The organism is Embleya scabrispora DSM 41855, assembly GCF_000372745.1.
GTDB lineage: Bacteria > Actinomycetota > Actinomycetes > Streptomycetales > Streptomycetaceae > Embleya > Embleya scabrispora.
Genome location: NZ_KB889730.1, coordinates 22,753 through 34,553 on the forward strand (window position 1 = coordinate 22,753; position 11,801 = coordinate 34,553).

At 70.4% G+C, this 11,801-nt stretch carries 7 protein-coding genes and 2 tRNA genes; 4 read left to right on the forward strand and 5 right to left on the reverse strand.

Annotation, left to right across the window (positions count from 1 at the left end; genetic code table 11):
* Positions 1 to 39: 39 nt before the first annotated feature.
* The 3 genes from A3IC_RS60750 (at position 40) to A3IC_RS0147115 (ending at position 4,972) form a co-directional block, all read left to right on the forward strand.
* On the forward strand, positions 40 to 2,181 hold the full coding sequence (locus A3IC_RS60750; protein WP_106669227.1) for a bifunctional glycosyltransferase 87/phosphatase PAP2 family protein: 2,142 nt from the start codon (positions 40 to 42) through the stop codon (positions 2,179 to 2,181).
* Positions 2,182 to 2,307: 126 nt separating this feature from the next.
* The gene (locus tag A3IC_RS0147110) at positions 2,308 to 2,736 is read left to right on the forward strand and encodes a hypothetical protein (protein ID WP_020557020.1); all 429 of its coding nucleotides are present in this window, start codon (positions 2,308 to 2,310) and stop codon (positions 2,734 to 2,736) included.
* A gap of 274 nt (positions 2,737 to 3,010) precedes the next feature.
* Entirely contained in the window at positions 3,011 to 4,972 is a 1,962-nt protein-coding gene (locus A3IC_RS0147115) for a phosphatidylglycerol lysyltransferase domain-containing protein (RefSeq protein ID WP_020557021.1), read from the forward strand.
* Positions 4,973 to 5,078: 106 nt separating this feature from the next.
* Here A3IC_RS0147115 and A3IC_RS0147120 read toward each other — a convergent pair whose 3' ends face one another.
* The gene (locus A3IC_RS0147120; protein ID WP_020557022.1) at positions 5,079 to 6,509 is read right to left on the reverse strand and encodes a WGR domain-containing protein; all 1,431 of its coding nucleotides are present in this window, start codon (positions 6,507 to 6,509) and stop codon (positions 5,079 to 5,081) included.
* Between the two features lie 469 nt (positions 6,510 to 6,978).
* On the opposite strand from A3IC_RS0147120, the gene A3IC_RS0147125 reads away from it, so the two are divergent.
* Positions 6,979 to 8,124, forward strand: a complete 1,146-nt coding sequence (locus tag A3IC_RS0147125) for an MBL fold metallo-hydrolase (protein WP_020557023.1) — start codon at positions 6,979 to 6,981, stop codon at positions 8,122 to 8,124.
* Positions 8,125 to 8,228: 104 nt separating this feature from the next.
* Here A3IC_RS0147125 and A3IC_RS0147130 read toward each other — a convergent pair whose 3' ends face one another.
* From A3IC_RS0147130 to A3IC_RS0147145, 4 genes are all read right to left on the reverse strand, one after another.
* Positions 8,229 to 9,152: a universal stress protein gene (locus A3IC_RS0147130; protein WP_020557024.1), complete on the reverse strand. Its 924-nt coding sequence runs from the start codon at positions 9,150 to 9,152 to the stop codon at positions 8,229 to 8,231.
* On the reverse strand, positions 9,149 to 10,633 hold the full coding sequence (locus A3IC_RS0147135; protein ID WP_040878614.1) for an amino acid permease: 1,485 nt from the start codon (positions 10,631 to 10,633) through the stop codon (positions 9,149 to 9,151). The genes A3IC_RS0147130 and A3IC_RS0147135 overlap by 4 nt, the downstream gene beginning before the upstream one ends.
* A gap of 341 nt (positions 10,634 to 10,974) precedes the next feature.
* Positions 10,975 to 11,047 (reverse strand) — tRNA-Arg (locus A3IC_RS0147140).
* Between the two features lie 585 nt (positions 11,048 to 11,632).
* Positions 11,633 to 11,721: transfer RNA gene (locus A3IC_RS0147145), tRNA-Ser, on the reverse strand.
* Positions 11,722 to 11,801: the final 80 nt, after the last annotated feature.

Consider the following 11,801-nt stretch of genomic DNA (forward strand, 5'->3'; position numbering starts at 1 on the left):
ATCGGGCGACAAGACACGGAAAAACGGGAGAAGTCGCACATGGTGAGGGCAGGTGTTCGCCGGCTGCTGGACATACGAAGGACCAGGCTCTCCCTGGCCCTGGTGGGTCTGTGGCTGCTCGCCGCATGCGTCGCCGTCCGACAGGCCAACGAGGTACTCGACCGACCCCATGACCGCAGGCTGCCGGATCTGGACGCCTGGCTCGGCCCCGAGGGCGTCCTGCACCTGCCCGGGTCGCTCTACGACACCGACTCGCGCGGCACCACGTTCAGCGGCACGCCGTTCGCGGGTTGGGTGCTGCGCCCACTCACCAAGGCGGCGGAGAACGCGTTGGGCGTCGCCTGGACGATCGTGACGCTGCTGATCGTGGCCGCGATCGGAGTGCTGGTCACGTACGCCCTCCCGGCGTTTCGCACACGTCGTGCCCGACTGCTCGCGGCCCCGCTGATCATCAGCCTCCTGGTGTTGTCGCTGCCGGTCCGAGGCAACCTCTCGCTGGGCCAGATGAGCCTGCTCCCGGTGCTGCTCGTGCTGCCCGCGATGCTCCGACCCGCTCCGGGCAGGCTCGCCTCGTTCGCCGCGGGTGTCGGCGCCGCGTTGCACCCGGCCATGCTGCTGTTCGCCGGCTACCTGTGGATGACCGGCAAACAGCGGGCGGCCGCGAACACGGTCGCCACCTTCCTGGGCTGTACCGCGCTGGCCTGGATCACGATGCCGCGCGACTCGTTCACGTACTGGGTGCACCACGTCGCGGGTGCGGGTCTGGGCGGCGACGCCGACGCGCTGTCCAACCAGTCGCTGCACGGCCTGCTGTTGCGGATCGGGCTCTCGGGGCCGCTGGAGATCGGGCTCGTGGTGCTGCTGTCCGCGGCGGTGTTGTGGTTCGGCATGCCGCGCGCGGTGGCCTACGCCAGGGACGGGCAGGCCCTGCTCGGCGTCGCGCTGGCCGGCTGTGTCATGGTCGCGGTGGCCCCGGTGTCCTGGCAGCACCAGCAGTTGTGGATCCTGCTCGCCGCCGCCGGTCGTCTCGGCGCCCGGCAGACCGACCGCATGGTGTGGCCCGTCGCGGTCTTCATGATCATGACGTTCGACAGCAAGACGCTGATCTGGGGCAAGTTGTCCGCCGTCCGGGTGATCGCCGACAACGGGCCACTGCTGCTCGCGATCGCCTCGGCGTGCGCGGTGCCGTTCATCACCAAGGCGTCGGTCAAGTGGACCCCGCAGCCGATGCCGCAGGGAGCCGCCACGCGGAGCCGGTTCTCCTGGGTCCCGGCGCTGCCGTTCGGCTGGCGTCCGCTGTCCCGGCCCAATCTGCTGCTCGAACTGCTGATGATCCGGGTCGGCTACCAGGTCTACTCGTTCATCCGGGCGTCGGTGCCCGACCAGCGCCGGGTCGCCGAGACGCACGGGCAGCAGATCATCGACCTGGAGAAGTTCCTGCACGTCGACGTCGAGCGGAGTCTGAACCACTTCGTGGCGAGGATCGGCTGGCTGGAGAACGGCATGAACTTCTTCTACGAGACGTTCCACTTCATCGTGCCGCTGACCATCCTGGCGATCCTGTACGTGCGCAAGCCCGCCGCGTACCGCTCGGCCCGCACCGTGCTGAGCGTGGCCACGATCACCGGCCTGGTCGGCTTCTGGCTCTACCCGCTCGCGCCGCCGCGGCTGATGCCCGGCTACGACTACATCGACACCGTGCACGGCGTGCAGGACCTGAACAATCCGGACTTCGGCGCACTCACCAAGATCTCCAACCAGTACGCGGCGATGCCCTCGCTGCACGTCGGCTGGTCGTTGTGGTGCGGCCTGATGATCCTGGCCATCGCACCCAAGGGTTGGCGCTGGCTGGGCCTGCTCTATCCGCTGTCCACCACGCTGGTGGTGATGGGCACCGCCAACCACTGGATCATGGACGCGGTCGGCGGCGCCGCGGTGGTCACCCTCGGCTTCGCGGTCCAATACACGCTCACCGGACGCTCGGCCTTCTCGGTCGAGCCGCCCGCCGAGCCCGTCCCGGTGTCGACCGGCGAGTCCGGTGTCGGGGTCGCCGAGGCGGCTAACACAACGGTGCCACCCGGGGCCGGCGAGTCGGTGACGATCACTCGTTCGCTGGAGTCAAACCAGGGTGATCCCGATCCTCGCGATGATCCCGACAAACAGCCGGTCAGTCACAAATAGTGACAATACTCCTGGCCATTACCAATACTTTGCCAACAGCGCCCGCATCTCGATCGTGCTTCGAGCGGTAGTCACTGTGGTCGGTGCCGGAGGGGCCCGACCTCCAGTGACACCACGAGGAGCACCATGACGCACATCTCGCGCCGCGTAGCCCAGGCCGCGCTGCTCATCGCCGCGGGCGCCGCCCCGATCATCGGCGCGTCGGCCGCGCACGCGGTGGACCTGCCCACGGGTGGCCTCGGCGCGCTGACCCAGCCGGACGTCGGCGGCCTCGCCGACGTCCCCGCAGCCTCCGAGAGCGCGGGCGACGTGGCGGCCGGGACGGCCGCGAAGACCCTCCCCGTGGCCTCGAAGACCGCAGGTCGGACGGCCGGTACCACCGCCGTCAACGCGAACAGGACGGTCGGCGAGACCGCCGCCGTGGCCGCCCCCGCCGCCGGCCAGACGGTCGGGCAGGCGGCTCCCGCCGCCGGGCAGCTCGCCAGTGGCGGCCTCCCCGCGGCGCCGTCCCTGCCCGCCGCGCCCTCCCTCGGCGGACTCCCGCTGGGCGGCTGATTCATTCGGCCGAAATTCCAGTGAAACCGGCGGGGCCGGTGCGGCGTGTCCATTGATGCCGCACCGGCCCCGCCGTATGTCCGAACCGGGCTCCTCCACCATTGGGAGTAGCAAACGATCGGGTATCCCTCCGTGGGATGACGTACAAAGAGCCGACGTGCGCATCCAAATGACTTGGTGCATGTCTACGCTGTTGTGCGAGCGTTACGAAGAGTCGCAATCCTGGACATAAGACACAGGAGACCCTTCCACCACCCCACAATCGAGGAGCACGGTGTCTGCCACGACGCGGGCCGCCGCGAACGGCCACAACAAGAACGGCACCGGCACCCCGGCCGCCGAGCGCGTGCGCGGGATCTCGGCGGGGGTGTTGATCTGGTACCTGCGGATCGTGGCGGCGCTCGACCTCGTGTCGGCGATCTCGGTCCCGCTGCGCGACCGGGTACGCCACCACGACACCGGCGAGTACTACACCCCGTTCCTGGTCACGTCCGGTTTCACGTCGGCAGCGCTCGCCGCGTTCCTCGCCATCATGCTCGGCCGACGCAAGCGCGCCGCCTGGGCGTTCACCGCGATCCTGCTGGTCCCCTCCACCGCCGTGTACATCTGGGCGCTGTGGTTCGACGACCTGCGCCAACACCCGTTCAACTGGTCCTCGACGATCATCACCCTGCTGATCTGCGTCGCGCTGCTGCTGAGCTTCGCCGAGTTCGGCGCCAAGGGTGACCGGGGCAACGTGCTCAAGGCCGGCCTGGTGCTGGCGGGCGGCGCGGTGGTCGGCGTGGTCCTGGGCTCGACCCTGGTCAACGCCACCGACCGGATCTCCACGTCGAGCATGGGCGACCGGATCCTGTACGCGGTGCTGCGCATCTTCACCCTGGCGCCGGACAGCGACCTGGGCTCGGTGTCGGTGCCGCGCTGGGTCGACATCGTGATCAACGTGGCGGGCGTGGCGCTGTTCCTGCTGGTGCTGTTCGTGCTGTTCCGCGCGCCCAAGGGCCGCGAACTGCTCACCCCCGACGACGAGGTGCTGCTGCGCGAACTGCTCGACAAGCAGGGCGAGCGCGACTCGCTGGGCTACTTCGCGCTGCGTCGGGACAAGGCGGTCATGTGGTCGCCGAGCGGCAAGGCCGCCGTCGCCTACCGGGTCGTGGGCGGCGTCTCGCTCGCGTCCGGCGACCCGATCGGCGACCCCGAGGCATGGCCCGGCGCGATCGACCGCTGGCTGGCCGAGGCCGAGGACCGCGCGTGGGTGCCGGCCGTGATGGGCGCCAGCGAGGAAGCCGGCACGATCTTCGCCCGGCACGGCCTGGACGCGCTGGAGTTGGGCGACGAGGCGATCGTCGAGGTGGCCGAGTTCAGCCTGGAGGGCCGCGCGATGCGCGGTGTCCGGCAGGCGTACAACCGGGTCAAGCGGGCCGGGTACACCACTCGGGTGCGCCGCCACGAGGACATTCCCGAGGGCGAGATGCGCGAGCTGCTCGACCTCGCCGACCACTGGCGGGACGGGCAGACCGAGCGCGGCTTCTCGATGGCGCTGGGTCGGCTGGGCGACCCCGACGACGGGCGCTGCCTGATGGTCGAGTGCATGGACGGCGAGGGCCGGCTGCGCGCGGTGCTCAGCTTCGTGCCGTGGGGGTGCAAGGGCGTCTCGCTCGACCTGATGCGCCGTGACCGGGACTCGGACAACGGTCTGATCGAGTTCATGGTGCTCGACGTGATAGAGGGCGCGAAGGCGTTCGCCGCGGCCAACGCCAAGCCCGCCAAGGGCAAGGGGAAGGGCCGGGCGCCGGAGCCGGAGGCCGAGGCCGCTCCCGAGCAGTCCTCGGCGATCGACATCGAGCGGATCTCGCTCAACTTCGCGATGTTCCGCTCGGTCTTCGAGCGCGGCAACAAGCTCGGCGCGGGTCCGGTGCTGCGGCTGTGGCGCACCGTCCTGGTGTTCTTCTCGCGCTGGTGGCAGATCGAGTCGCTGTACCGGGCCAACGAGAAGTACCGGCCGATCTGGGAGCCGCGCTACATCTGCTTCCGCAAGGCCAGCGAGCTGCCCCGGATCGGCATCGCGGCGGCTCGGGCCGAGGGCTTCCTGACCACGCCCACGCTGCCCCAGCTGTTCGGCGCCCGGCACGAGCAGCGGGTCGCGGCGCTGGCCAAGCGCAAGGCCGGGGACGCGACTCCGCCGCTCACCGGGTGGGCCGCCGAGCAGCGTGAGCCGGCCGAGCACAAGCAGCCCTGATCGTCCTGTCCGCCGGTTCGACCACGCCGAAGGGCGGCGCCCCCACTCGGGGGCGCCGCCCTTCGGCGTTCCGGTCCGCGCGTTCGCCGCGCCGGCCGCGTGCGGCTCAGACCAACCGGCGGATCTCGCCGCGCACGCGGTAGAAGCCGCCGCGTTCGGCCGGATGCACCGCGTCCACCACGTAGCGCGCACCGGCGACCCGCACGTTCTTCGGGAACTGCACGTTCCAGCCGTTCTCGTAGCCCGCCGTGACCACGTGCACCCGCAGCCGGCCGCCGCCCTGGTCGACGCATTCGACCACGACACCGGTGCCCGCGTCGGTGGTGGTGGCCACCTCGGTGGTCGGCACCACGGCCTCGATCGTGGCCGCCTTGACGTCGCGCACCTGCGGGACGGTGCCGCTCTGGGCCGCCTCGATGGCCGCCTCGCTCACGTCGATGCAGGCCAGCGAGCCGTCGGTGGTGACGATGTACAGCCGCTCGTCGCGGTATTGCATCGAGTAGGCCGAGCCGCACGTGGTGCCCAGCTTCCACAGCCGCTTGCCGTCCTCGGCGAAGCAGTACACCGTCGAGGAACTGTCGCCGGCGAACACGTACTTGCCGTTCTCGGCGGTCGCGCAGGAGAACACCGACGCGTCGCAGTCGTAGGTGGTGCGGATCGTGCCGTCCGACTTCGCGATCCGGTGCACCTTGTTGCCGGAGGTGCCCGCGTACACGTCGTCCTTCTCCTGCCAGCCGAAGAGCACGCTGCCCCTCGTCTTGACCCGCCACAGCTCCTTGCCGTCGGCGGCGGCGAACGCCTGCACACCGGCGCTGTGTCCGTGGTAGATCGCGTTCTCGTCGCAGCGCACCATCCAGGCGCCGGTGCCGTTGGTCGCCGCGGCCCACAACGACTCGTCCTCGTGGTCGATGGTGGTGCAGCCGCCGTTGGAGTCGGACACGCCCAACACGCCGTCGTGGATGTCGAGCCAGTAGATGTCGATGTTGTCGGTGATCTCGTAGGCCACGCGCGGGGCCTTGCCGCCGACGTCGTACACGTTGCCGTTGTCGCAACCGGCGTAGATCCACGAGTCGTCCGCGACGATGCACTTGACGCCGTTGGGCAGCTGGTAGCGGCCGGTCACCTCGCCGTTGTGGTCGAGGAACCACACGTCGCCGCGCTGGTTGCCGACCAGCACCCGCTCGGCGTCCACGAAGATGCCGAACGCCGAGGAGCCGGTGCGGTAGCGCCACAGCACGGGCGCCGAGTTGCGGGCCGTGGTCGGCCGGGACACGATCTCGCGACGGGTGATCGAGCGCGGCTGGCGCACGCCCTGGACGGCCGGTTCGTAGCCCTTGCGCAGCTTCGCGGCGACCTTCTTCTTCGCGTCCGCCTGGGCCTTCTCCGGACTCGCGTGGGTGGCCGAACTCGTCTGGCCCTTGGCCCCGATCCGCCCGTACGTGACCGTGACGTCGACGCCGTCGACGACGACCTCGTAGTACTTGTGCGCGCCGTCGCCTTCTTCGGACAGCTCAAGATAGGTACGGGTCTCGGACATGACGACTCCTCGGCTCCGCTGCTCTGTTCGGGATGCGGTGACTGTGGTGGCTGTGGTGTGCATGCTGTGGGTGCTGCCGGCGCGGCTGCGGGCCTCGCGGTCGTGGAGGTCCGCCGCGAGACTCGCGGCGGGGCGGGGAACCGTGCCGTACAAGGGGACTGATGCGCCGTCATCCCCCGTGGCGATGGGCAAGACCCTACTCACGCGAGCCGACAGCCGGCGGGCCGGTTCGGTGCGGTCTCACTCACTCGCACGGCGCAATCCGGGACCGAGGGTCCGTTGTCGGGCAAAGTGCCCCCTCGTCCGGCCGTCCCCTACTCCGGGCGGAGGAGTGGTGGGGGTGGAGCCCCTCCCCGGGGACGACGTTTCAGCCTCCGAGGCCGGGTTAATCTCCACTCATCCCGATCACCGGTCGCCGGTCCGGCCCCAGTACGGTCGGCCGAAGGCCCCGCTTGCCCGAGGAGTCCATGTGGCCGGGCACTTCAACACGTCCTTGGCTCCTGCGGCCTTCGGCGCCAGACCCGCCGGTGAGCGGCTGGCGCGCATCCGCAGATCCCCGCACTTTCGCGACGGTGCGTTCCAAAATCCCGTGCCGACCCGTCGAGGCAGCCCCGGCGCGGTCGGCAAGTTGTTGCGCGCGCAAAAGGCCGCGGCCGGGCTGCGTCGGCCGGCCGGCGCGATTCCGCTGGTCACCGCGTCCGCGTTGGACTTCGCCCGGGCGCCGCTGACCGGGCTGCGCGCCTGCTGGCTCGGGCACGCGACGGCGCTGGTCGAAATGGACGGCGTACGGGTGTTGTTCGACCCGGTCTGGAGCACTCGCTGCTCGCCGTCCGCGGCGTTCGGCCCGGCTCGGATGCACGCGGTGCCGGTGCGCTTCGCGGATCTGCCCGACCCGGACGTCGTGGTCGTCTCGCACGACCACTACGACCACCTCGACATGGCCACCATCCGAGCGCTGGGCAGGGGCGATGCGGCGTTCGTGGTGCCGCTGGGCATCGGCGCGCACCTGGAGCGGTGGGGCATCGCCGCGGACCGGATCACCGAGTTGGACTGGCACGAGGCGGGCAAGGTCGCCGGGCTGACCTTCACCGCGACGCCGGCCCGGCACTACTGCAATCGCGGCGCACGAGTGCTCGGCACCGTGCTGTGGGCGTCGTGGGTGGTCGCCGGGCCCGGGCACCGGGTGTTCCACAGCGGGGACAGCGGCTACTTCCCGGGCTTCGCACAGATCGGGCGCGAGCACGGGCCGTTCGATCTGACGATGATTCAGGCCGGCGCGTACGCGGAGGCGTGGCCGGAGGTGCACCTGCACCCGGAGGGCGCGGTCCAGGCCCATGCGGATCTCGGCGGCGGATTGATGTTGCCCATCCACTGGGGCACGTTCGACCTGGCGCCGCACGCGTGGGAGGAGCCGGCCGAGCGGTCGGTGGCGGCAGCCCGGGCGCTGGGCACGGACCTGGTGATCCCGCGGCCCGGTGCGCTGTTCGAGCCGGCACTGGTGGACGGCGCCGCGGTCGAACCGTGGTGGCGTGACGTGGCCGCGGAGCCGTCGCGATGGGCGGGTGACGTGGTCGCCGAACCGGCGGCATCGGTCACGGCGGTACCGGCGGCCTGACGGGGTGTCGGCGGATCTCGGGGATCTCGGCGGATCGAGTGCGGCAGGCCCGGGTGGGCCGCCGGTCACGGATCGAGGCGGGTCGGCGGGTGGTCGGCGGTGGGTCAGGAGACGTCCCAGAGGTCGGCGCGGACGCCGCGTGGCAGAACCATGACCGGGACGCGGGCGTTGCGGACGATCTTGTGCGAGGCGTCTCCGACGAAGACCCGTTTGATCGGGCCGATCCTGCTGGACGCGCAGATCAGCAGATCGTCCGCCCAGGTGACGGTGTCCAGCGCGGTGCGGACGTCGTCGCCCTCGGCGGTCTCCCCGTCGGCCGGCACCTCGATCTCGGTCATCGCCGCCGCGAGGTCCTGCCGGGCCTGCTCGCGCGCGGCGCGCAGCACCTGGTGTTCGGCGGCCTGGTGCTGTCTGCCGGAGTACAGCCGCACCGGTCGCAACACCAGTGTGAGCAGCCGTACATCCGTGTGCAGCCGGCGGGCGAACTCCACGCCGCAGGTGAGCACTCCGCTCGGGTGCGGCTCACGCTGGTAGGCGATCGTGCAGCGGGCGATGCCGGGCGGCGGGTGGTCGGCGAAGCCGCGCGGGGCCAGCGCCACCGGCACGGGTGAGCCGTGCAGGAGCTGATCGGCGGTGCTGCCGACGGCCACGCGCGCGGTCCGTCCGCCCGGCGCCGGGCCGATCACCACGAGTGCGGCGCGGTGTCGCTCGGCGATCCGGATCAGCCCCCGCCCGCTGCCCAGGTGGTCGTCGATCGCCCGCTCCACCGGCAACTCCGGTGCCCATTCGCCAAGTCGGGCCTGCGCGTCGTCCAGCAGCCGATCGCTCTCCTCGCGCAGGAACGCGCGCCACTCCGCGTCCACGGAGCCGACCCCGGCACCGGGCAGTGCGGGCGGGCGGACGTGCGCGAGCACGACCTCCGCGCCCAGTTGCCGGGCGAGCAGCATGCCCAACACCAGCGCGTCCCGGGCGCGCGGTTCCGGCCGGCAGCCCACCACGATCCGCATCCGCGCGCCGTCGCCGCTCACCGGCCCACCTCGGCACCCGCGGCGCCCTCGAGACGCCAGCGCGAGTGCCGGTAGCCGTACAGGAAGTAGATCGCCACGCCGACCGCCATCCAGACCAGGAAGACCTGCCATGTGGTCCCGGAGAGCCGGGCCATCAGGTAGATGCAGAAGCCGACACCCAGGATCGGGGTGATCGGGAAGAAGGGGGCGGTGAAGCCGCGCTGAAGATCCGGTCGGGTCCGGCGGAGCACCATCACCCCGACGTTGACCAGCGCGAACGCGAACAGGGTGCCGATGCTGGTCGCTTCGGTGAGTCGGCCGAGCGGGACCAGCGCGGCGAGCACGGCCACCCACGCGCCGGTGATCAGCGTGTTCGCCACCGGGCTCTGGGTGCGCCGGCTGACCTTCGCGAAGATGGGCGGGATCAGGCCGTCCCGGGACATCGCGAACAGGATCCGGGTCTGCCCGTACAGCACCGTCAGCACGACGCTGGCGATCGAGATGATCGCGCCCGCGGACAGGATCGTGGACGCCCACGAGCCGCCGGTGACATCGGTGACGATCTTCGCCAGCGTCGCCTCGCTGCCCTCGAACTGCTGCCAGGGCAGCGCGCCGAGCGCGGCGAGGGCGACCGCGACGTAGACGACGGTGACGATCGCGAGCGAGATCAGGATGGCCAACGGCAGGTCCCGGCGCGGGTTCTTGGCCTCCTCGCCGGCCGTGGAGGCGGCGTCGAAGCCGATGTAGGAGAAGAACACCTGGGACGCGCCGGCGCTGATCCCGGCCACGCCGAACGGTGCGAACGGGGACAGGTTGCCGTCCTCGAACGCGGTGAACGCGATGGCGCAGAAGAACGCGAGGGTGAGCAGCTTGATGAAGACCATGATCGTGTTGGCCACGGCACTCTCCGAGACACCGCGCACGAGCAGGATCACCGCGAGCAGTACGACGATCACGGCCGGGATGTTGAACGTGCCGCCTTCGCCCGGTGGTTGGCTGATCGCTTCGGGCAGACTCACCCCGAACGCGGAGTCGAGCAGTTCGTTGACGTACTGCCCCCAGCCGACCGCCACGGCGGAGATCGACACGCCGTACTCCAGCAGGAGGCACCACCCGCACACCCACGCGATGCCTTCGCCGAGCGTGGCGTACGCGTAGGAGTAGGACGACCCGGACACCGGGATGCTCCCGGCCAGTTCGGCGTAGGACAGCGCCGAGAACAGCGCGGTGACCGCCGCGAGCACGAACGAGATCACCACGGCGGGACCGGCCTTGGGCACCGCCTCGCCCAGGATGACGAAGATGCCGGTGCCCAGGGTCGCGCCGACACTGAAGAAGGTCAGTTCGAGCAACCCCATGGTGCGCCGCAGCCCGGGTCCCTCCTCGCCCTCCCCACCGGAGCTTTCCGCGAGGATGGCATCCACGGGTTTGGTCCGCAGCACTCCCAGGCGCGACCCGGTTGCGGCATGGCTGGCGGGCAATCCGGCCTCCCTGGAGAACATGTACCAAGAAGGAACGGGTGCCCCGCCGTCCGGGTATCGAACGGTCTTTCAGCCATTCGGACCGGTTCGGTGGCGTGCCCGGCGACCTGCCGCGGGATCATCCGGACCTGCTCCGGGGACACGCCCGTGATCAAGGCGATGGTGTCGACGGTCGGGGCGTCGTCGCGGTGGCCGGCATCCGCGACCGCTGTCTTCCCGACCGGCCACGTACGACGGCGCCGAAGCACCGAGTTGCCGTTCACCCGTGACACGACCGGCCGGGCGGTCGTCACATCCACTGCTACAGCGGGTACGGAAGAGGCCCTTTCCGGTTATCCCGGAAAGGGCCTCTCGCCTGCGTGTGCGCTCGGCAGGATTCGAACCTGCAACCTTCTGATCCGTAGTCAGATGCTCTATCCGTTGAGCTACGAGCGCTTGGTCGCTTTGACCGAGGTCAACAATACATGCTCGCCGGCCGGGGGTGAAATCCATTGTTCGAGGGTGCGTCAAACTCGGGCAATCAGTGATCAAGCGCCGTCATTTCGCGGGTGCTCGGCGGCCGAGCGGGTGATCGCGGGCCGGGCGCCGAGGGGCCCGGCGGGGTGTCGGCGGGCGGCTCGGCGAGGTTGGTCGGGTGGGGTGGATCCGGACCCGGCGGCGGCCGGCGGCGCCGGGTCGGGGTGGCCCGGGTGACCCCGACCGGCGGGGGCGGCGACGCGCGCGAAGTCGACCCGGCTCGTTCGCTGTGAGCTGAAATGGCCTTTTCGGACATGTCGGCCCGGCAGGGAAATCGGGGGCATCCGGTCGGGGCGCGCGGGCCGCCCGGTTCGGATCGACGGCGCGCTGTCGGAGGTTGTCGCCAGAGGAGGACGGGGCATCGAGCGGTGGCTCCGGCAAATAGTCGCATACCGGACATCACGCCCCGCGTTGTGACGCCGGGTCGTCGTGCGCTCACCGAAACGTCATCGTCATGAGCGCGAAACAGCCCGCCTGGTGGGACCAGACGGGCTGTTCGGGAAGCGGAGGCTCCGGGATTTGAACCCGGGATGGGGATGAACCCAAACCGCATTAGCAGTGCGGCGCCATAGACCGGACTAGGCGAAGCCTCCATCGGTGTTTGCCGACGAGGAACAGATTACTAGGCTCGTCAACGTGACTGCAAAAACAATGGGATAGTCGGTCGTGACAT